General features: G+C 60.5%; 20 protein-coding genes, 1 tRNA gene and 3 pseudogenes. 10 read left to right on the forward strand and 14 right to left on the reverse strand.

Annotation, left to right across the window (positions count from 1 at the left end):
* Nucleotides 1-73: 73 nt before the first annotated feature.
* Nucleotides 74-1234, forward strand: coding sequence for an alpha/beta fold hydrolase (locus BN9444_RS03385; protein WP_068801412.1), 1161 nt, complete (start codon nucleotides 74-76; stop codon nucleotides 1232-1234).
* Nucleotides 1235-1249: 15 nt separating this feature from the next.
* Here BN9444_RS03385 and BN9444_RS03390 read toward each other — a convergent pair whose 3' ends face one another.
* The 5 genes from BN9444_RS03390 to BN9444_RS03410 are packed head-to-tail and all read right to left on the reverse strand — an operon-like array spanning nucleotide 1250 to nucleotide 7106.
* Complete coding sequence (locus BN9444_RS03390; RefSeq protein ID WP_068801413.1) at nucleotides 1250-2308, reverse strand: HtaA domain-containing protein; 1059 nt, start codon at nucleotides 2306-2308, stop codon at nucleotides 1250-1252.
* A gap of 3 nt (nucleotides 2309-2311) precedes the next feature.
* Nucleotides 2312-3118, reverse strand: coding sequence for a heme ABC transporter ATP-binding protein (locus tag BN9444_RS03395; protein WP_068801414.1), 807 nt, complete (start codon nucleotides 3116-3118; stop codon nucleotides 2312-2314).
* Nucleotides 3118-4161, reverse strand: coding sequence for a FecCD family ABC transporter permease (locus tag BN9444_RS03400; protein ID WP_181734636.1), 1044 nt, complete (start codon nucleotides 4159-4161; stop codon nucleotides 3118-3120). The genes BN9444_RS03395 and BN9444_RS03400 overlap by 1 nt, the downstream gene beginning before the upstream one ends.
* Entirely contained in the window at nucleotides 4154-5212 is a 1059-nt protein-coding gene (locus BN9444_RS03405; RefSeq protein WP_066485711.1) for a heme/hemin ABC transporter substrate-binding protein, read from the reverse strand. The genes BN9444_RS03400 and BN9444_RS03405 overlap by 8 nt, the downstream gene beginning before the upstream one ends.
* A gap of 43 nt (nucleotides 5213-5255) precedes the next feature.
* The gene (locus tag BN9444_RS03410) at nucleotides 5256-7106 is read right to left on the reverse strand and encodes an HtaA domain-containing protein (protein WP_066513299.1); all 1851 of its coding nucleotides are present in this window, start codon (nucleotides 7104-7106) and stop codon (nucleotides 5256-5258) included.
* A gap of 125 nt (nucleotides 7107-7231) precedes the next feature.
* On the opposite strand from BN9444_RS03410, the gene BN9444_RS03415 reads away from it, so the two are divergent.
* The gene (locus BN9444_RS03415; protein WP_068801415.1) at nucleotides 7232-7753 is read left to right on the forward strand and encodes a hypothetical protein; all 522 of its coding nucleotides are present in this window, start codon (nucleotides 7232-7234) and stop codon (nucleotides 7751-7753) included.
* Between the two features lie 18 nt (nucleotides 7754-7771).
* On the opposite strand, the pseudogene BN9444_RS03420 reads toward BN9444_RS03415, so the two are convergent.
* The 3 genes and pseudogenes from BN9444_RS03420 to bioB all read right to left on the reverse strand — a co-directional run bounded on the left by BN9444_RS03420 (nucleotide 7772) and on the right by bioB (nucleotide 9948).
* Nucleotides 7772-8700 (reverse strand): annotated as a pseudogene (locus BN9444_RS03420) (Sir2 family NAD-dependent protein deacetylase).
* A 10-nt stretch (nucleotides 8701-8710) separates the two neighbouring features.
* Nucleotides 8711-8968, reverse strand: coding sequence for a biotin synthase auxiliary protein BsaP (gene bsaP, locus BN9444_RS03425; protein WP_068801416.1), 258 nt, complete (start codon nucleotides 8966-8968; stop codon nucleotides 8711-8713).
* Complete coding sequence (gene bioB / locus BN9444_RS03430) at nucleotides 8968-9948, reverse strand: biotin synthase BioB (protein WP_066513303.1); 981 nt, start codon at nucleotides 9946-9948, stop codon at nucleotides 8968-8970. Before bioB ends, bsaP begins: the two co-directional genes overlap by 1 nt.
* A 95-nt stretch (nucleotides 9949-10043) precedes the next feature.
* Between bioB and BN9444_RS03435 the strand changes: the two genes are divergently transcribed.
* Nucleotides 10044-11351 carry a M20/M25/M40 family metallo-hydrolase gene (locus BN9444_RS03435; protein WP_066513304.1) on the forward strand — a complete coding sequence of 436 codons (1308 nt, stop codon included), beginning with the start codon at nucleotides 10044-10046 and terminating at the stop codon, nucleotides 11349-11351.
* A 93-nt stretch (nucleotides 11352-11444) separates the two neighbouring features.
* A complete protein-coding gene (locus BN9444_RS03440) occupies nucleotides 11445-12008 on the forward strand; it encodes a hypothetical protein (protein ID WP_230384179.1) in 564 nt (187 codons plus the stop codon).
* Here BN9444_RS03440 and BN9444_RS03445 read toward each other — a convergent pair.
* A complete protein-coding gene (locus BN9444_RS03445) occupies nucleotides 12005-12370 on the reverse strand; it encodes a CHY zinc finger protein (RefSeq protein ID WP_338078332.1) in 366 nt (121 codons plus the stop codon). The two genes, BN9444_RS03440 and BN9444_RS03445, sit on opposite strands and share 4 nt — an antisense overlap.
* On the opposite strand from BN9444_RS03445, the gene BN9444_RS03450 reads away from it, so the two are divergent.
* Nucleotides 12318-12689 (forward strand): NUDIX domain-containing protein, encoded by a 372-nt coding sequence (locus tag BN9444_RS03450; protein ID WP_084759229.1) that lies wholly within the window; start codon nucleotides 12318-12320, stop codon nucleotides 12687-12689. The genes BN9444_RS03445 and BN9444_RS03450 overlap by 53 nt on opposite strands.
* Here the strand turns inward: BN9444_RS03450 and BN9444_RS03455 are convergent.
* Nucleotides 12669-13334, reverse strand: a complete 666-nt coding sequence (locus BN9444_RS03455) for a type 1 glutamine amidotransferase (RefSeq protein ID WP_066485647.1) — start codon at nucleotides 13332-13334, stop codon at nucleotides 12669-12671. The two genes, BN9444_RS03450 and BN9444_RS03455, sit on opposite strands and share 21 nt — an antisense overlap.
* 185 nt (nucleotides 13335-13519) lie before the next feature.
* On the opposite strand from BN9444_RS03455, the pseudogene BN9444_RS13415 reads away from it, so the two are divergent.
* Nucleotides 13520-14233: pseudogene (locus tag BN9444_RS13415) on the forward strand (IS6 family transposase).
* 202 nt (nucleotides 14234-14435) lie between these two features.
* On the opposite strand, the gene BN9444_RS03465 reads toward BN9444_RS13415, so the two are convergent.
* Together BN9444_RS03465 and cmtR are read right to left on the reverse strand one after the other, a co-directional pair.
* Nucleotides 14436-15074, reverse strand: coding sequence for a cadmium resistance transporter (locus tag BN9444_RS03465; RefSeq protein ID WP_197418401.1), 639 nt, complete (start codon nucleotides 15072-15074; stop codon nucleotides 14436-14438).
* A complete protein-coding gene (gene cmtR / locus BN9444_RS03470) occupies nucleotides 15032-15391 on the reverse strand; it encodes a Cd(II)/Pb(II)-sensing metalloregulatory transcriptional regulator CmtR (protein WP_035106074.1) in 360 nt (119 codons plus the stop codon). Before cmtR ends, BN9444_RS03465 begins: the two co-directional genes overlap by 43 nt.
* 350 nt (nucleotides 15392-15741) lie before the next feature.
* Between cmtR and BN9444_RS03475 the strand changes: the two are divergent.
* Nucleotides 15742-15960, forward strand: a pseudogene (locus BN9444_RS03475) (recombinase family protein); the annotation flags it as partial.
* Between the two features lie 302 nt (nucleotides 15961-16262).
* On the opposite strand, the gene BN9444_RS03480 reads toward BN9444_RS03475, so the two are convergent.
* Complete coding sequence (locus BN9444_RS03480) at nucleotides 16263-17108, reverse strand: CPBP family intramembrane glutamic endopeptidase (protein ID WP_084759230.1); 846 nt, start codon at nucleotides 17106-17108, stop codon at nucleotides 16263-16265.
* A gap of 260 nt (nucleotides 17109-17368) precedes the next feature.
* Between BN9444_RS03480 and BN9444_RS03485 the strand changes: the two genes are divergently transcribed.
* The gene (locus tag BN9444_RS03485; RefSeq protein ID WP_199872838.1) at nucleotides 17369-18466 is read left to right on the forward strand and encodes a sensor histidine kinase; all 1098 of its coding nucleotides are present in this window, start codon (nucleotides 17369-17371) and stop codon (nucleotides 18464-18466) included.
* On the forward strand, nucleotides 18459-19121 hold the full coding sequence (locus BN9444_RS03490; RefSeq protein WP_068801422.1) for a response regulator: 663 nt from the start codon (nucleotides 18459-18461) through the stop codon (nucleotides 19119-19121). Before BN9444_RS03485 ends, BN9444_RS03490 begins: the two co-directional genes overlap by 8 nt.
* 571 nt (nucleotides 19122-19692) lie before the next feature.
* Here the strand turns inward: BN9444_RS03490 and BN9444_RS03495 are convergent.
* Nucleotides 19693-19777 (reverse strand) — tRNA-Leu (locus BN9444_RS03495).
* A 194-nt stretch (nucleotides 19778-19971) separates the two neighbouring features.
* On the opposite strand from BN9444_RS03495, the gene BN9444_RS03500 reads away from it, so the two are divergent.
* The gene (locus tag BN9444_RS03500; protein ID WP_066511203.1) at nucleotides 19972-20802 is read left to right on the forward strand and encodes a DUF3662 and FHA domain-containing protein; all 831 of its coding nucleotides are present in this window, start codon (nucleotides 19972-19974) and stop codon (nucleotides 20800-20802) included.
* The last annotated feature ends 12 nt before the right edge of the window (nucleotides 20803-20814 follow it).

The following is a 20814-nucleotide window of genomic DNA, read 5'->3' on the forward strand; positions in this document are numbered from 1 at the left end:
CTTGCGATCCCGCGAAATATCACCGTTACCACTAATAATTCCGAAACATTAATGTATCGCGGCACGAAATAGGATGGAAGTTATGGCAACAGACTCGTTCAAAGAACTCGAAGCCCTCATCTCCGAGGGACTCGGGCGGTTCTGGCGTTCAGACCCGACTCCCCCTTCCGTCAGCTACGACGCTGCCGACGGCCTGCCGGCGACACCGGCGAAACAAGTTTCAGACTCTCCGCGCCATGGCATTACCACCCCTGCGCCAGCTAATGCCTTGCGCGAGGAAGTGGCCGACGAAATCGCCGAGCTATTGCGTGCCGAGCGCCGCAGCTTCTTCGACCTCGACTTTCGCCATCCACGCGGGTCCGCAGGCGACGACCACGAGGCAGAGACCGCGGCACGCCTGGCATCGCTACCGCTCGGCGCACGCCTGAAGCCACGCGGCGTTTTCGAGGACGACTGGGCAGCACGCCCGGATGAAGACCACCCATGGCCCATCATTCTCATCCACGGGACGACGGATACGAAGGGCGTATGGCAGCTGCTCGGCTCCGAGCTGCGCGAGGACGGCTGGGCCGTGTTCGCACCGGACTATGGCGCCCGCGCCACCGGCCCCATCGCCGCCTCCGCCGATCAGGTCGGCGCGTATATCGACGCGGTCCAAGCCGTCACCGGCGCGGAGCAGGTCGTGCTCATCGGACACTCCCAAGGCGGTATCGTCGCCCGCTACTGGATGCATAACGACGATGCGGTGGACCGCGTGCGTCACATCATCTGCCTGTCGGCGCCCAACCACGGCACCACCCAAGGCGGAATCGTCAGCTCGTTGATTTCCAACCGACGTCAAGAACACGTCATGCGCTCCATCATCGACGCTTACTTCGGCCCGGTCGGCATGGAACAAATCGTGGGCAGCGCGACGCTGAACGAGCTCAACCACAACGGTGACCTGGCCCCCGGTGTGAGCTACACGTGCGTGGCCACTAAGCAAGACTCCATCGTCGTGCCGCCGGAAACCTGTTTCTTGGATCCCGGCGACACTCCCGACGGAACGGTGCGCAATGTCTATGTGCAAGACGTCGACAAACGCGCCGTCGTCTTACACATGGATATGCCCATGGACAAGCGCGTGCGCGCCATCGTGCGCACGGTGCTCAAACAGCTCTCCCCCACCCTGGACGATCCTCACGACGCCCAAAGCCACGCCCTTGCCAACGCGGGGCACGCCGACTCGGATTAAACCCGCGCAGGTTCGCTAACGCAGGCGCGCCAGCAGGGGATTAAGGACGCCGGACTGCACAATGGCGCCGCCGATGACCGCAAACATGCCGCCCAGAGCGGTCAGCGCCAACACGATATTCCACACGTTGGAAAAAGAAGAGCCCTCTTCGCCCTTGTTATCCGTGCCGCCTTGGTTCTGATCCTGCTCCTTGTCCGGCTTCTTCTCTGGATCCTTCCCAGGAGTCTTTCCTTGGTCTTCTGTATGGTCCTTGCCCTGCTCGCCGCGGCCCGACTCGGTCTGCTCCCCCGGGGTGGTCTCGGTGCCCTCATCGGCAGGACCCACACACTCGGACGCGGTCTTCAAGGTCACCTGTACATCATCAAGTTCCGGCTTGTAGCTCTCGTTGTACATGCCCATGAAGATCACGTCGATACCCTCGATGTGCTGGATCTTCGACTCACGATCGTAGTAGGTACCCGCCTTCGGCTTGTACGTCACGTCGGTCGCATTCAGCGTGAGCGTATCGCCGTCCTTCGACCATGCGGCATCGCCCTCAGCGAAGGTATCCGTGCCCGACTTCTTGTTTTCTTCCGTGCGGTCCTCCGGGGTGTATTCCGTCATGCCCTTGCCCGGCACGTAGTAGCCCTCGTAGGACGTGCCCGCCTTTGCCTGCCCTGCCTCCGTGAGGATATAAGGCGAGAGCATCTTGGTGTATAGCGCGCCGTGGTGGCCCTCAAACTCCAGCGTCGAATCCTTGGTTCGAATATCGGCTTTCGTGACGGTGCCGTCTTCGCCCAGGCTCACCGAGGTCGCAGAAGGATCCACCTCGAAGTGGAACTGGAAGTCTGCTCCGCCTTTGTTGCCCTCGTCCTGCGTCACCGCGCCGGACGTGGTCCACCCACCCCTCGCGATGGGGCCGGTGATGTAGTTGCGGAAAGATTCCTTGATGCCCCAATTCACAGTGCCGGAGACAATGCGGGTCTCCAGGGTCTGGCCAGGGGCGCAGGTGGGGGCATCGGCAGCAAAGGCTGCCGGAACGGTCAGCGCCGAGGCGGTCAGCGCCAGCGCGAGAGAAGAAGAGACAATACGCATGAGTTAAGACTCCTTAAGTAGATCGACAAAAGACTGCTCGGGATCGGCGACCTGACGTCGCGCGGGATGGACTGAGATGTGGCCGTCTGCCTCGCTCACCTGGATGGACCAGCGATAGACCTGCGACAAAATCTCGTCGGTGTAGACCTCGCGCACCGGGCCGGCGGCGGCAACTGCCCCGTCTGCTAGGCACACGATGTGATCGCAATAGGCCGCAGCGGCGCCTAAATCGTGGAGTACCACCAGCACCGCCACTCCAGCCTGCGCCGCAATCGAGCGCACCAATCCCAAGATTTGTTCTTGATGGCGGATGTCCAGCGCCGCAGTCGGCTCATCGAGAAGAATCACCGGGGTCTGCTGCGCCAGTACACGGGCCAACGCCACACGCGCACGCTCCCCGCCAGAGAGCGTGGCAATATCGCGGCCGGCCAAGTGCGTCGCATCCACCGCCGCAAGCGCTGCGTCGATGATCGCGTCGTCCTCGGCCTGCCTGGCGGTGCCCTCCCAAGGGCGCCGGCCCATGGCCACTACATCACGCACGAGAAACTGGAAGGACACAGTAACGTCCTGCAGCATCACCGCACGCGCACGGGCCAACGCCCCTGGGGAGGAAACCGCCGGATCCTGCCCCACGAGGGAAACGGAACCGGTGTAATCAATATCGCCGGCGATGGCCGCCAGCAGCGTGGACTTGCCCGCGCCATTCGGGCCGATGAGGCCGGTGACCTCCCCTGGGCGGGCGACAAAGGAGACATCGGAAAGCAGGTTCCGCTCGCCGATCGAAACGGAAAGATTCGCAACGTTAATCATCAATGCATTCCCTTCTTCATCATCCGGCGCAACAGCACGAAGAAGGTGGGGCCACCCACGAGCGCGGTAAAGATACCGATGGGAAGGTCGGCGAAAGGAATGAGCGTGCGCGCAGCGACGTCGGCAAAGCCAATGAGTACGGCGCCCGCCACCGCAGAGGCCGGCAGCAAGACCCTGTTTTCTGGGCCGATGATCGTACGCAGCAGATGCGGCACGATAAGGCCGACGAACCCAATAAGTCCGGCGAAAGCAACTGCGCCGGCGGTAAGGATCGCCGAGGCAGCGATGGCGATAATGCGCAGTCTCTTGACGTCGACGCCAGTGTGTTCCGCGGCGCGCTCGCCCAGCGCGAGCACATCTAACTGACGGCCAAGACGCAGCGCGATGGCCATCCCGACGAGGGCGATGGGGAGGACCACCCACACGTGTTTCCACTGAGAGCCATTGAGCGAACCCATTTGCCAAAAGATGATTTGCTCGCGGTTCGAGGTGGGCGCCAGGTACATCATGAAGGAGATGATGGCGTTGCACACCGCGTTGATAGCAATGCCGGTCAGGATCAGATTGACCACCGCCACACGCCCTCGTGAGCGCGCCAACTGGTAGATCAGCGCGGTAACCAACAGCGCCGTAGCAAACGCCGCGAGCGGCACCGTGAAGGTACCCAGGACCGAGATATTAAAGACGATTACCACGGCCGCGCCTACACCGGCACCGGAGGTCACGCCCACGATGGAGGGCTCAGCCAGCGGGTTGGCGAACACGGCCTGCATGAGCGTGCCCGCCACGCCCAAGCACGCGCCGACCAAGAAACCGAGCAGAATGCGCGGCAGGCGGATCTGCCACACGACGTTGGCAGTCAAGCCACCGCCAGGGCCTGCGGCCATAATCTGCACCAAGTCACCCAGCGCGACGTAGTACTGCCCCAGCGCAAGCGACAGGACGAAGGCGACACCAAGCAGCGCCCCGAGCGATACGAATACACCAAGCCGCAGGCGGGAGCGCCGAGCAAAGACCTCCGTGGGGGCCGCCGGTTTAAGCATTGTCTGGGTCATAGATTGCCTGCGCAAGTTTGAGAAGGGTCTGTCCGGTCAAGGGCCCGAAGGCGAGCGATTGCCCGTCTGGGATAGTCACGATCCGCTGTTTTTGGCCCGCAGTGGTTTGTGCAATGCCGGGGCGCTCGAGGAGGCCTTCGACGCCGCCGGTCGACTCCAGGCCGCCCGTCATCATGATGATGACCTCAGGGTTAATCTTTGCCAAAGATTCGGCGTTGGCAGGTTCGGCGTAAGAGAGGTGGTATTCGGTGCCGAGGTCTACGCCGCCCACACCCTCAATGAGGTCCTTGGCACCCGTGCCTTCTCCCATGATGAAGAAGATGCCGCCGTTGCCGCGCGCGTAAAGGAACGCCATGCGCATGGGATCCTCCGGCACGATGTCTGCGATGGCCGCCTTATCTTCTTCGATTTCTTCGACGGAGCGGTTAGCCAGCGTTTCGCCGTCGTCTGGCAGACCCACGACCGCGGCCAGGTTTGTGATGTCCTCGGCCACCGAGTCAATGGTGCGTTTCGGCTCCATGACCACGGTGGTCACCCCTGCGGCGCGAATCTGGTCGATGGCGTCGCGCGGGCCGATCGAATGATCGACGATGACCAGCGTGGGCCGGAGTTCGAGCACGGCTTCCACATTGATGTTGTGTCCGCCCTGAGTCACGACGGGGCGATCGGCGATAGCGTTTTCCGTCGACGACACCGTGCGGCCCACGATGTTGTCCGTAAGCCCCAGGCCCTCGAGGGTTTTCGTATACGTACCGTAGAGATCCAATGCCACGATTCGGGACACATCCGTAACGGAGACGTCGTAGCCGTCAGCATCCGTGAGCTCCACCGGCAGCGCGGGAGTAGGAGACTCCGTCACCGCGACGACATCCTCGAAATCCGTCACATTCGACACTCCCGTGAACGAGCGCGGGTCTTTGGCCGACTGCGCGTCTGGGAGGGCTTCGCGCAGCTGCGCGTCTTGGGATTCATAGGCGCCTTGGACGCCGCACCCCGTGAGGGCAAGGACACACGCCAACGCCACCAAAAGTCGTTTCATGTGAAACGTATCCTTTCTCAGGTCTTGGGTAAAAAGTGGTGCGCTACGCCGGGTTGCGCAGGACGACGGAGCCCATGGAACCGCCGGCGATGGCGAGGCCTGCGATAAGCAGCAAGAGCCACGTGCTCGCCTCCGGCGAGGAGCCCGCGGCCGCGGCCTTCTTGATCTGGAAGTTGCCGCTGCCGTCTTCATAACCAGACGTGCTCGTGCCAGCCGCGGCCTGCAGGCCGTCTCCCGCAGAGCTTTCCGATGCCGCCCGCTTCGCCGCCGCAGCGCTCTGACCGCCGGAGGTCGTCGCCGCACCAGTGTGTGCCGTAGTTCCGCTCGCCCCGGCGCAGTCCCCGGATCCGCCAAGTTGTGCATGCAACGAGAGCGGATCGAGGGTCGTGCCCGGCTCATAGAAATTCGCGAACGCATCATTGCCCGCTGCGGTCAGCGTGACGGTGGCTTCGCCGTCGACGGCGGAGTCACTCACGTCGAGCAGGCTAAACGACACGTCTCCGAGCACCGTGCGTCCAAAGTCCTTGCGCTCGCCCTCCATGTTGGAGGAACGCACGTCGGCGATGAGTTGACCGCTCGTACCGTTGAACCGGACTTCCAGGTTCGCGATATTGAGATCGAGGACCCCGTTGTGGCCGGTAAAATGCATAGCGCCGCCGTAGCGGATGGAACCTGACTGCGCCGCAGTATCCACATCTCCGCCGGTGCCCGTGAACTGAAAACGCGAGTTGTCGTACCCTACGCCGTCGAGCGTCCAGGAGCCCTTGGCGATGGAACCGGTGATATACGACTGGAAGGACTTCTTGACACCCCACTCGGCGGTCGCAGCCTGCACGCCCGTGGCTACGCAGGTTTCTGACTGCCCACCACTAGCCGCGGACCCGGGGTCCTGTGGCCGCGCGGTTCTTGTGGTTCCAGTAGCACCAGTAGTGCCGGAAGTACCCGAAGTACTACCCGAAGCACTCGAAGGGCTCGCGGCGCTCGAAGTGCTGGCTCCCGACGCGCCTGAACCACTCGTGGTGCTAGTGGTAGTGCTGGTGGTCGTACCCGTGGCGGCTTCCGTGCGAGAACGGAAGGATTCTAGCTGGTCTAGGAAAGACTCCGTGTTGCCCATGAAGGTGGTCAGGCCATTCATGGTGTCGTTCGTTTCCTTCAAAATCGCCATGGCTTCTGCATTGCGACCGGTAAACGTGCCCGAGATTGTCCCCAAGGACTTCGAACCGCTGCCTGTACCGTCAGAGGACCCGCCGCAGCTGCCGTCCGTGGCCACGGTCCCTGACGAGGGGTCCATCGACTGTCCCGCCTCATAGGCGATAAAGAGTTTGTGTCCTTCGTCGGTGAGTGTGACGTCGCCGGAAAGGTCGAGCGTGTGCACGGACGCGTCGACGGGTTGATCTAGATCGATCCTCGCGATGACCACGTTATCGCCGGTAATCTGCGGGCCGCGTGCGGACTTATCCACCATGTCAGATTCATAAGAGACGTAATCCACCACGATCGCCGCCCGGTTGCCGGAGGCCTGAATCTGCCAGTCCGTCAGCGTCATATCCAACAGATCGTCGCCGCCGTAGTTGTGTCCAGTGAAGTGGATGACGCCGCCGAAGGGAACAGTGACGGTATCGCCTTGTACGGAGGCCTTGCCCGGAGTGAAGGTAAAAGCACCGTCTGCGCCGGTTTCGGAACCGGTAAAACCAATGCCGTCCGTTTCCCACTGGCCTTTGGCGACTTGGCCTTGGATATAGCTTCGGTAGGACTGCTTAATGCCCCAATTCCAGGAGCAGGTGCCGGCAGCCGAGGCTACGGGAGCGTTGAGCGCGACCGAAGGGAGTGCGATGAGGGTACTGGCAGCAAGAGTGCCCAATATTCGACGGAGAATCACGGAGAAAGTCCTCATGAAGTATTGATGCGATGAACAAAAAGAATCAGAATTTAGGCTATACATACCTAATCGGTTTTGTATAGGTTACACTAACCTAAATTAGGTAAGCCACCCCCAATAAAGGACACCCTCATTCGGCCATGACACCCTCGTCTACCAGCGCCTTCAAAAATCTGTATCCCGACGTAGACCCCACGCGTGGGCTACCTCTCAGCATCTCCGAGCGCCTTGCGCTGTCTCTCGCGCTCGCGATTGCAGCTTATGGAGCCGTCACCGCAGACATGCTCGTTGCAGGCGCCGGCGTGGCCTTCACCCTCATCGCCTCGGTGCTGCAACAGCACAAGACTGCGCGTCGGATTCGCTCCGAGGCGCGCACTCGCTTCCCCGGCGAAGACTGGGCCGAATACCGCGCCACGCGGCGGCTCAACCTCGGCATCCTGGTCCCCTTGTGGGTCTGTGTCATCATCGCCTTGTGCGCGGCCGGATACTGGTTCGTGCCGTCCAAATATGCAACTCCCGCCGCCATCGTCATCGCGGTTTTCGTTGCCCTGCTCGCCTGGTTCATGCCAGGCATCAGCCCCTTGTGGCGAGGCAAGCAGACCGATCTCCCGGCACCAGAGAAAAACACCGACACCGCAGTCATGTACTTCGAGAAGCTTTAGGCCTGCCGTACCCCAGCCTTAGACATCAAGCAGATCCAGTAGCTCATCAAAAGCCGGCGCGACCTGCGTGCGCCACAGCGTCGTGGCCTTGGGGTCGCCGCGCCCTGGCCCGCCGTTCACCACGGCGACCTCTTTGCCTTGCTTGAGCGCATCGAGCATGAAGCGATAGCCACTCATCACGGCGAGCGACGAACCGGCGACAAGCAGCNCGAGCGCGAGACCCCAAGCAGCCCACGCGCCGCGTCCCGCCGCTCCGCCGGAACCGGCTCGCCGAAGTAGACGACGTCCGGCTTCAGCAGCTCCGAACCACAGCGGACGCACGGTGCCATCACGAACTCATCGACCGCCTGCTGCGACAGCGCGACGTCGCCGTCCGGATTCACTTGGTCCGCGCGGACGACCCAGCGCTCGAGATAGCCGGGATTCGCAGCCGCAAGGCGGGCATCGAAGGCCCCACGGTCTTCTGCGTACCCGCAGTTCAGACACACGACATGTTCCATATCGCCGTGGAGTGGAATGAGCGTCTCGGTCCCCGCTTCCTTGTGGAGGCCATCGACGTTTTGAGTAACGATGCCGGATACCAATCCAGCGCGCTCGAGTTCCACGAGCGCGAAGTGCGTACGATTCGGCCGCGCCGCGTCCATAACGCGCCAGCCCACGAAGGAGCGCGCCCAATAGCGGTGGCTCGCGGCGGAATCATAGCGGAATTCCTGATACGTCATCGGCGTATGGCGGGCAAGCGACCCATGCGGTCCCCGATAGTCCGGCACACCGGAATCCGTCGACACGCCTGCTCCCGTGAGGACCATGACCCCGCCGGCGCGCAGTTGCTCAGCGACCCGCTCCGCCGCGTTCGGGGTCGGCTCAGTTGTCTCGCTCACCACCCGCTGGATAGACCGCAGCGCGGAGCGGTGGGCAAGCGCAATGCCGGGATCTTCAAAAGCCATGCGGCCGAGTTTACGCTGGCAAGTGTTCCTCGTAGAGCCAGTCAGAATCCAGCTCGCCGTGGCGGGAGCACCGCGCGCTCCAGCCATCCGGGCGCACCTGCACGACCATGCGGCGCCCGCACAGCTGGCAGTAGCGCGGCACGTCCAGGCCGGCCGCGGCGGCCGGGTGAAGGTGCGCCACCTCAGCGAAGGGCTCACCGGTATTGGGATGGAAGACCGGAGTCTCCCCGGCAAGCACCGCCGCCGCTAGAGCAGACTGTTCAGGCATTACAGCGCCTTAATCGGCAGGTCGATGCGGTGGAGCATGTCCACGTCCTTCTCGATCTGCTGGCCAAGCGTCGTGAGATAGTTACCCGCGATGATCGCGTTGATGCCACCAAGCAGGCCCTTCTCCGTGCCGTCATCGCCCAGCGAGAGCTCGCGGCCGCCGGCGAAGCGCAAGGTCGCAGAGGGCATCGCCAAGCGGAATGCTGCAACCGCACGCAGTGCCTCGCCGAGGGGAACGAGCGGACGGTCTGCAAACGGGGTGCCTGGGCGCGGGTCGAGGAAGTTCATCGGAACCTCGAAGGGCTCGATTTCAGCGAGCTGCGCAGCGAACTCGGCGCGCTGCGCGAGCGACTCGCCCATGCCGATGATGCCGCCGGAGCAGACTTCCATGCCCACCGCGCGGACGTGGTCGAGGGTCTCCTTGCGCTCTTCCCAGGTGTGGGTGGTGACAACGTGAGGGAAGAAGGAGCGGGAGGTCTCCAGGTTGTGGTTGTAGCGCTGGGCACCCATGTCCTTAAGGCGCTGAGCCTGCTCGCGGGTAAGCGTGCCGAGCGAGCACGAGATCTCAATGTCGACCGCGTCGTTGATGGCGGCAATCGCCTCGCCGACCTGGTCGAGCAGCGAATCATCCGGAGACTTCACGGCTGCGACGATGCAGAACTCGGTGGCGCCGGTCTTCGCGGTCTTCTGGGCGGCCTCGACGAGCTCAGGAATATTCAAACGAGCCGCACGCACCGGCGACTCGAACAGGCCCGACTGCGAGCAGAAGTGGCAGTCCTCGGGGCAGCCGCCGGTCTTGATGGAGATGATGCCCTCGACAGAGACGTCGGGACCGCACCACTTCAGACGGGTCTGGTGGGCGATATCGGCGAGCTCCTCGAGCTGCTCGTCCGGGACCTGGAGGATTTCCAGGAGTTCTTCTTCGTTGAGGCCGATGCCCTGCTCGAGGGCCTTCGCGCGCGCGGTGTCAAGAATAGTCATGCGGATACCCTAAACAATTTTCCTGAACGGTGTTCAATTTTCTGATCGTTTTCCGCAAAATTCCCCCGATAAAGGCACAAACCTACAATTGAGCCATGACTCTTTACGACGACACCCTGGAACTTCTCCAAGAACTGATCCGCAACGCCTGCGTCAACGACCTGACCGCGGATTCTGGCTTCGAGGTCCGCAATGCGGACTCACTGGAGAGGTTCTTCGTCGGCTCCGGTGTCGAGGTGCAACGCTTCGAGCCGCACCCCCACCGCACGAGCATTATATTCACCGTGCCGGGCGATCCGGACAAGGAACCGCTCACCTTCCTCGGCCACACGGACGTCGTGCCGGTGGACGCCGATAAGTGGACGAAGGATCCGTTCGCGGCGGTTATCGAGGACGGCAAGCTCTACGGCCGCGGCGCCGTGGACATGCTCTTCATCACGGCAACGATGGCCGCTGTCACCCGTGAGGTCGCCCGCCGCGGCAACCCGGGCGGCACCCTCACCTTTGCCGCCCTCGCTGACGAAGAAGCCCGTGGCGGCCTGGGCGCGCGCTGGTTCGAGCGCGAGAACCCCGGCGCCATCAACTGGAAGAACTGCCTGTCCGAGACCGGTGGCAGCCACCTGCCGGGCGGCGTCGCCGTCATTGTCGGCGAGAAGGGCGCGGCACAGCGCCGCATCCACGTCCACGGCGATGCGGGACACGGCTCAACCCCGTACAACAAGGACTTCGCAATCCTAAAGATTGGCGAGGTCGCCCGTCGCATCGCGGAAGCGAATCTGCCCATCGCCAACGATCCCATCTGGCAGGGCTTCCGCGAGTCGTTTAAGTTCGACCCCGAGTCCGAGAAGCTCATCGACTCAGGCGACTTCTCCCCGTTCGGCAACCTCTCCGCGTTCGCGCATGCGTTTTCGCACACGACCATCTCCCAGACGGTGCTGCGCGCTGGTGGCGCCATCAATGTGCTGCCCTCGCATGCGTACCTGGAAATGGATATCCGTCCGCTACCGGGACAAACTCAGAACGAGGTCGACGAGATGCTCCGCGACGCCATCGGCGATATCGACGTAGAGATCGAGCACCTCATCAACGAGGACGCCACGGTCTCCCCGACCACGGGCCCGCTGTGGGACACCCTCGTCGAGACCGTCGGTGAGTTCTTCCCCGGCAAGGACGTCGTCCCCACGCTCGCGACCGGCGGTTCCGATCTCCGCGTCGCACGCCGCCTGGGCGGCGTGGGCTACGGTTTTGCCCTCCACGCGCCAGAACGCGACCTTGCGACCGCCAACGCGGAGCTCCATAGCCACGACGAGTGCCTGCACTTGGAAGACCTCGAGCTCACCGTCCAGGCATACGCCCGCGTCACCGAAAAGTTCCTCGGAATGGAACTGGCAGTAAATTCCTAAGTTCGCACAAACCCCAGGTGAAGCCGAATAGGGCCAGCGTACGGGCTCACACAGGTCTTTCACATGCGTCACATTCGTGACACAATGGCCCGCATGACTATCGCACGTAAAGCTGCCCTGTTCGCCGCCACCGCCGGCCTGACCGCCACTCTCGCTGCTCCGGCAGCATCTGCTGACGCCATCGATGACTACCTGGCCAAGGTTCCTTCCGGCCAGATTTCCTGTGAGCAGGCGGCGAAGTACTACACAAACCCGACGGACTACAACAACAAGAAGCGCCAGGCGCTCGCCGTCGCCACCTTCGACTCCCGCGGCCCGCAGATCCGCGACGCCATCTCCCGCGCCGACGAGGCCATCGCCCGCTGCAACCTGGCGAATGGCGGAACGCAGTCAAACAACACCACCACGAACAACACCACTACCCCGGCCCCGGCGAACAACCAGTCGAACACCCCGGCCCCGGCAAACAACAACCAGGCTCCGGCGCAGAACAACACCCGCATCATCCCGCTGTTCGTCCAGGCCGGCCAGCCGACCATCGACGTGCCGGTCCCGGCCGCGAACGTCACCGTCCGCGTTCCCAACGTCCCGCAGCTCATCCAGGCGGCCATCGCCAAGGTTCAGGCTGGCGACTTCGCCAACCTGTCCTCTTTCTAATCGGAGACCTGGAAGTACAGCTCCGGATGCAGCTTGCACCCGGGGTTAAACGGGGCACCGCACGAGGGACACTCCGTCCCGTACTCGTGGAACGTCATCTGATGCCCACAGACCCCACACATGACGGCGGGTTCGTCTAAGGGCATCTGCCCAAACGCATGGTCCGCCGGGTGACACCACGCGCAGGCAAACCACGTGTCGCAGGTGGCGCACTTATTCGCCACCACATCGAGGGCGCTGTGCCAATGAGCACAGCGCCCTTCGGCGTCGATAGCTCCCACAATTTCCATGAGATCTAGACTAGCCTCCATGCCCATCATCGAGGTCAGCGCCGTTATCTTCCGCGACTCCCGCGGCCGCATCCTTCAGGTCCGCAAGCGCGGCACCACCGCCTTCCAGTTCCCCGGCGGCAAGCCCGAAGCCCACGAAAAGCCTGCCGATGCCGCCGTGCGCGAAGTCGCCGAAGAACTCACCGTCTACCTCGACAGGCGCGACCTGGTCCCCCTCGGCACCCGCACCGCGCCCGCCTCCAATGAGCCGGGCTACACCGTCCTCGCGCACCTCTTTGAGTACCCGCGGCCGATCATTGCCCAGCCGGCCGCCGAAATCGTTGAGCTCGCCTGGGTCGATCACGCCAACCCGCACGTGCCGCTCGCCCCTCTAAGCGCCGCATTCCGCTGAGAATGCGGCGGCGATAGCCTGGCCAGCGGCTCGGATGGGGGCATCGGCAAGCTCCATGCGACGCTGCATCTCTGCTCCATCCAAGCCGGACATCTCCGCCCACCGCGCCATCGTCGCAGGCGAGGCCTCCGGGTGAAACTGCACAGATACCGCCGAGCCGATCCGCATGGCCTGAACCTCGCACCGGGATGACGATGCAAGGAGCTGCGCATTCGGCGGAAGTACCGTCACTGCATCATTGTGTGACTCCGGCATGATGGCGCTCTCTCCGAGCACGCGCAAGACCGGATCCGCCTGACCCGCGTCGTTCACACGGATCTCGTACGGCCCGTCCTCCTTGGCGTCCGCCGTCCCCACCGCGACCTCGCCGCCGAAGGCTGTGGCGAGAACCTGGTGTCCGAGACAGATCCCGAGAACTGGAATCTCTTTATCCACCGCATCCACGAGCAACTGCCGCAAAGCCGGCAGCCACTCCGGCCCTTCCACGGCGTTCATCGTGCCGCCCAGCACGACGATGCCCCCTGCACACTCCTCCATCCTCGGGACCGGATTCCGGAAGAGTTCAACAATCCGAAAGCCCGCTTTAAGCCACTGACCAAAGCGGTCGACGGTCACCTTAGGGTCCGGTTGAATCACAGTAATCATGCGCTCAATTTAGATGATGTACTGGGAAATCTCACGCGTTTTATCCGACCAATTCGCGTTCTTGCACCCTTTTCACTCAACCCTCCCAACTACCCCTGGCGGGTGTTGGGGTTGCGTATACGCTTTCGATTGGTGCTGTTGCAAAGTTGGGGCAGTAGGAAGAGCGACGTGAAATAGTCACAGCCATGGGTATCTTCTCCGGTCGTCATTTCCCCGTGACATCATTCTGTGGGCAGTGCGGTGGTACTGCCACTACGGGGTGAGCTACCGCGATCTGGAGGAAATGATGACCGCGCGGGGCGTGCCAATCGATCAAACCACGATCTACCGCTGGGGCCAGAAATACGCCCCTGAGCTCGACAAGCAAACACGGTGGTACCGACACGTTACCTGACTGGCAGGCCAGTTCCTGGCGGGCGGATGAGATCTATATCCGAGTCGGCGGCAGGTGGTGCTACCTCTATCGGGCGATCACCGCCGGTGGCCAGACCCTGGACTTTTTACCTCTCTCCGAAGCAGAACGTGGCCGCAGCGAAGCGTTTCCTGGCCAAGACCCTCAGATCCAATGCGCCAGCCGGGTATCCCAGAGTGATCAACACCGATAAAGCACCCTCCCTAGCCAGGGCAATCGCCGAGTTGAAGTCAGAGGGAATCTGCCCGCCAACAGTGGAACACCGGCAGGTGAAATACCTCAACAACATCCTGGAAGGCGACCATGGTCGACTGAAGCGGATCCTCGGGCCGAAAGGCGCGTTTAAGAACCGGACATCTGCACATCGGACGTTGAAAGGGATGGAAGCGATGCACTCCTTGCGGAAAGGGCAAGGCACGATGTTTGCCCTCACGGGCAACCGAACCCGGACGCGGTGATCGTCAACCGGATATTCGAGACGGCCTGACAACGCCCACCCGCAGCGGCCATCAGGGGATGAGAAACTGAGTCTTCGCTGCTCTCCGCCCAACTTTGCAACAGCACCCTCCAAGAACGATTCAAGGGCCTGGCCCCGATGCAGTATCGGAACCAGGCCCCCGCAAAGACCCTAACCATTTAGAATTAACCCAGTCCAGAAAATGGGGGTCAGTTCACTCGGGATGGGCTTATTAGAGGCCGAAGGCGCCGCCGCTGATGAGGATGAAGATGCCCAGGCCGATCAGGACGATCGGGAACAGCACGTGCTCCCAGCGCTCAAGGACTTCTGCGATGGGCGGGCGGGTGGCCACGAACTTTGCCAGCAGGACCAGGCCTGCCACCAGGACGAGGAAAACGATGCAGTAGATGATGACGTCGGCAGTGTCCACGTTGAGGAAGACCGGAACGTAGACGCCGATATTGTCGCCACCGTTGGCAAACGTCACACCGGCGACGGTCATCACACCCACCTTTTTCCCGGCGATCTTCGCATCATCATCGTCGTCATCATCGCTTCGCCAAGCCTGCCAGGCCGCCCATAGTCCCAGGGCCAGGGGAATTAGTCCGAAGTACGGGATCGCCTCAGCAGGTAGGAATGCTCCTGCCCCCAGCATGACCAGGACTGCGGCCGCGAGGATGCCCATGAAGCCGAGGTACTGCCCAGCCAGAATCCGAAGCGTGGTCCCTTTTTGCCCCGCCCCGCGGGCAAAAAACAGCGAGAGCACAATGATGTCGTCGATATTGGTGGCGATAAACAGACCAATCGCCGACAGTAGACCGGTTACCACTACGCACTCTCCTGTCCAGTGACACACCCAGGTACGGCGCATCCGGCGTCGATGCATTCGACGTTGTCATCGACGGCCAGGGTGGTATCCAGCAACGCGTTCAACGCCTGCGCCAGATGAGCATCAACGATCTCGTAGCGGGTCTGTCGCCCCTGCGGTTCGGCGACAACAATTCCGCAGTCCCTCAGGCAAGCGAGATGGTTCGACACGTTCGAGCGCGTCAGTTCCAGATCCTGGGCGAGAGCGGCCGGGTAGGCCGGTCCCTCCAGCAGCGCCAGGAGAATGCGGGAACGAGTCGGATCCGCCATGGCCCGACCCAACCGGTTCATCACGTCTAGTCGAGAAGCAATAGTCAGCATGTGCTGAACTATACAGTTGTTGCTGAACTAACTTCAACATGGGATGGCGTTGTTGCTAGAGGTCGTCTGCACTTTCAGGCTGAGGCCTTCACTGCGCAGGAAGGAAGCGGCCGCCTAGTTGGCGGTGTTCCCGACGTGATTTAAAGGTGAGGGCTATTGCCGGCAGCTTCCGGCCCAGGCCAGTGGCGGCCCACGTACCGATCAGGGTGTCCCACTTCCAAGGAAGTGAGACACCCTTAATGAAACCAATAGAAAATACACAGCCCCAGGAGAGGACTGTTCCACAAGCTATTCCAACGAATTGACTCGCAAAACCTGCTGCAGAATAGACTTCCGGCACGCTGTGGGTCATGGATATTGGTAACGCCCGGGTTTCCACCGCAAAACAAGACCTCGACCGTCAGATCGACGCGCTCCGTAAAGAAGATGTTGCGGATAAATACATCTACGTCGACAAGAAATCCGGATCCACCACGAATCGGCCCGGACTCCAGCAAGCCCGCGCGGGAGATGTCATTGTCGTCCACACCCTCGACCGGCTGGGCCGCACCGTCCGTGACACTCTCAATGGCCAGCAGAAAACAAGACCGAAAGCCAAAGTTCCCGTTTGAAAAAGATGATGATTCCTTGATTCAACAGTAATTTTCCGGCGAGAAGAGCAGGCAACTCCGTCTGTACTGCCTGCAGGTGCCTGGCGGCACTGTTGGCGGGTAGCGCGTATTCGTAACCTCTACCATGCCCCGTGGGCTTTTTAAACAAGGCACACAGGTGAACATCCAAGGACTAATACTCAACGCTAACTATCTTTCCTTCAGCGCTAGGTCCAGCATTCGCTCGACACACAAACCATGCAGCATTCTCAAAGGGAAATCTAAGGCCTCTTCTTTCTCGAATGCCACCACGCCAGTAGGGCAAACCCCGTAACAAGCTGCGTTACGCCGAGTATGATCCACGCCGTCGAATCGAGGGCCACGGGAAAGAGGATTGCCAACACGGCCATCACCGCATGCATGCCACCATGTGTACCGGCCGCCCACCATACGCTTTTCTTCCACACAACCATTGCGCCGGCGAGAACCGCCATGCCGAGAGGAAGAACGAGGTACAAGAGAAAATCTGTTGTGCTTTGCTGCCCACCCGAGGAGGAGAGATGCGGAAAAGTAAAAGCCAAAGTCGTCCACACTACCGTGAATATGGGTCGCTGAGCTGTAGTAGAAAACAGCCATCCACGATAAATCAATTCCTCTGGGATACCCTGCAGGAGATAAGAACGCACTAAAACATAGACGACACCAGCCACTATCACTCCCACTGAACCGGAGCTGGGGACCGCATCGTGCTGTGCCTCAGGCTCCGAGAATAGCGATAAGAAAACCCAGCCAACTGCCATCGGTACTGCGACGATAGCTGTGCCACCGAGAATTCCAGGGAGGATCTTCGAAATATCAAAAAGTCCGATCGCCCGCAGTTGTCGCCTCTCAACAAACCGCATCCATCCCCACAGCATGATCACAACAACGATCGGGGTCAGCAGAAAGATTGCAGCATTAGCTCCGATACCCGCAGCGTCGTCTCGCTTCGCAATGGGTAGCTGGTGCAGCGGAACACGCACCATATTAGAAGCCATAAGCATGACAAATGCGGCAATGACGCGAACTAGGAGTCCCCACCAGTTCAATGGAAGACGTGGGGAAAGAGACAATGGAAGTTTGTTCATGCCTGGAAAATTACAGCTACTGCGCGCTGCTTTTAAGTGTCTCCCGTCATTACTTCAGGTCGCAAAATACATGACCCGCGTCATGGGTCGGCCGGTCTAGGATTAGACCTATGCCCTCCCGAGCTCGCCACATTGCTCCGTCTACGTATGTTGCGTCGACACATGACGTCGCCATGCTTGTGCAGCCATTTCTAGCTTTCTTCAGCCCGGTAGCGGTGTTCATGGTTCTCGCTATTGTTCGCTGGGATACTCCCCAGGCCATGATCCCCCAACTCGTTGCCCTGGCGCTTTACCTTGGCTCTGAAGTCTGGTGGTCGCACGCGGTAAAAAAGCGCCTGCCTCTCATTGCGGCTACGTGGTGCTTCGCTGCGTCAGCCCTAGTTGTATTCCTCACCGCAGATAACTCATCCTCGCTGGTAGTAATCTGGCTTGGGGTCGTGGCCGTAGTCATTGTCCAGTCGTTGCGTGCTGGAATCATCTACGGTCTGATCCCTGTCTTAACCGTGGCCGGAGTTCATGTCGTCTCCGGCTCAAGCCTTGGCAGAATTATTACCGAAACTCTAGCGTCGTTCTCGCTGATAGCAATCGGTGTCTTTCTTGCACGCCTCGCCCGTACGGCAGCCACCGATGCTGTAGAGAAGACCCACCGAGCTGCGGAACTCGCCGACGCCAATGAACAGTTACGGCACTCTATCGAGACCGCCCGTGAACTCACACTCTCAGAAGAACGCGGACGCATTGCAGCAGCTCTGCATGATGGTTTAGGACATCGGCTCACGGCCATCAGCATGAGCTTAGATTTTTCCCAACGCATGATAGCGAAGAACCCACAACGTGCCACCGAAGAGATCGCCCATGCGCGCGAAACAACAATTGCCGCTCTCGACGATATGCGCACAGTCGTGCGAGCTCTCCACCCTATTCGTTTAGAATCCGAAGGATTTTATGACGCACTGACTGCGTTAGGAAACTCCTTTTCTTCTACCGCACTGACCGTTGAGGTAGAAGTAGCATCAAACGCCCCAGAACTCGCGCCTCCCGCGGAGAATTTTCTTCTCGCTGCGGCACAGGAGGCCTTAACCAATGTGGTCCGACACAGTGCAAGCACCACCACGGCACGCATGTCCGTGAATTTTGACAGCGATCTTAACGCCATCACTCTATCAGTTTCTGACAACGGTGTAGGTTCTGATGACTCGAAGGCTGGCTTTGGTATTCGCTCGCTACAAGAACGCGCCGAAGCGCTTGGCGGACGAGTCCACGTTTTGGGGCACGGGGGAATTGCTGATGGATTTCTTCTCTGTATAGAGCTGCCTGTAACTAACTGCCAACAGAAGGACAGATCAACGTATGACTAACCGAGTAATTCTCATCGATGACCATGAGCTACTTCTCCGCGGCCTCACCTTAATTTTCGACACCATTGACGAGTGCGAAGTCGTCGCAACTACTACTGATGGAAAAAAGGTGGGCTCGCTTATCGATGCTTTTGCACCCGACATTGTCGTCACTGATGCGGTCATGCCTGGCTTCGATGGGCTCGCTGTCGTACGCGAGTGTGCGACGCATTACCCTCATGTTCCCGTACTGGTTCTCACCACCTTTGACGACGCCACACTGGTCCGCTCACTCATCGATGCTGGTGCTGCAGGCTATCTACTCAAAGATATCGATGCCAATCATCTCGCGGAAGCGATCGATGCGGCCGCCAACGGCGGCATCGTTCTCGATCCCCGTATTGCCCGTATGCTGCACCGGTCAACAAACGCGAGCTGCAGTCCATCATCCAAACAGCCTGCGTCCGTGGAGGGAGTCACCACTTTGACGCGTGCAGAGCGCAAAGTCGCGACCCTCGTTGCGGAAGGAAAAAACAACAAGGAAATCGCTGAAATTCTCTACTTGGCCGAAGGCACCGTAAAGAACCATGTGTCCGTCCTACTGCGCAAGATGAAGGCTTCCGATAGAACCGTCCTCGCTCTCGCTCTTGCCCGCGCCTTTGGTCAGCTAGATTAATATACGAAATCCGATAGAATCGTGCCCCCAGTGCTGTTCGGCGGTCACGAACTGAAAGAGAACATAACCGGTTCACTCTGGCACAGCAGGAGACGCGGCCCCACAATGACTTAGTTGCCTTCAGTATGGACAGAACCATCTGTGTCGACGCAGCTGAACTGGTGATTTTTCAAAGTGACTTTCAACGCCGCGCGGAATTCCATTGAGGGGAATGCTAGCTCCGGTGCTTTTCTTTGCCTTGAGGGCGGGCCGATTAGAGCCGGCCAGCCCTCTACGGCAACACTATCCCAACCGACTACAGCCACAACCTAGCCGTACAAAAAGGATGACTAGGAACCTAAACCCCGACACGGGGTAGAAGCCCAAGACACATATTTTATCGCATAGCCCCTTAGTTGCTTTGGCTAAACCCCACGCCTTGGCCCCTTAAACTTGAGAGCGGGAGTTAGGATGTAAATCCCCACACTTGCAATCCTCGACCGCTCAAGTTCAGAAAAACAAAGAAACCGGAGGTCACAAACCCTTTCGAGTTTATTACTTCCGGCGGTGCAGTTTGTTCAACTGCTCACTGTGCCCGGGGCGGGACTTGAACCCGCACGTCCTATAAGGACACTGGCACCTGAAGCCAGCGCGTCTGCCAATTCCGCCACCCGGGCAGGGTTTTGATATGTCTTGGCGACTAAATAAAGATAGCACGGGGGTTAGTGTTTTTAACAAATCCGCAGGCACAGACCAAAAAATCCCCAGCGTGTCCGCACGGTTCTTCGTTGGATCTGCCCATTGCCCCTATACTTAGGCACGTTATTTGATAATCCATTACAAGTCACAGTGGTAAAGGAGGTCCGCGCCAATGGGAATCATGGGCAGGCTCGCAAAGCTTGACTCCGCCATGCAGCGCGGACTCGACAACGGCATGGCGTTCGTCTTTGGCGGCCGCGTCGTCCCCGCAGAGATCGAGGAGCTCCTCAAGCAGGAAGCCCAGGACAATCTCACGCGCGGCGACGACGGGTTGCTCTACGGACCCAACGTGGTCACCGTCGCGGTGAGCTCCAAGGATATTGAGAACTTGTCGCGCGACGCTGACCTTCCCGAGCTCTTGGCGGACCAGCTGGGGCGCTTCATGCGCAACAAAGGCTGGGCGCTCGCCGGACCCGTCATCGTCCGCATCGCGGAGGAGTCGGGACTACGCACGGGACAGCTGCGCGTGTCTTCTTTTATTGACCACGAGCCGGGCGAGGAAACCGGTTACGACGCCATTTTCCACGAGCCCACCCCGCAGGAGGGCGACTCTCAGGAGGACGAGATGACTGATCAGTACAACAATCCCGAAGCCGCAACCACGGCATTCCGTGCCGCGCGCATGCCGGACAATCCCGGCAGCGGCCCGAGCGTCAACCTGCTGCTGCAGGACGGCTCCTCGCGCACGTACCAAGTGCACGAGGGCTCGAATATTATCGGCCGCTCCACGGACGCGGACCTGCGCCTGCCCGATACCGGTGTCTCCCGTCAGCACGCGGAAATCACGTGGAACGGCCAGGACGCGGTGCTCGTCGATCTGCAGTCGACGAACGGCACGACCGTCAACGACACCCCCATTGAAAACTGGCTTCTCGCTGACGGCGATGTGATTACTATGGGGCATTCGCACATCGAGGTCCGTATCACGGGTCTCGATAACTAGATTTTCTTCAAC

Origin of the sequence: Corynebacterium phoceense, from assembly GCF_900092335.1 — a bacterium.
Classification (GTDB): Bacteria; Actinomycetota; Actinomycetes; order Mycobacteriales; family Mycobacteriaceae; genus Corynebacterium; species Corynebacterium phoceense.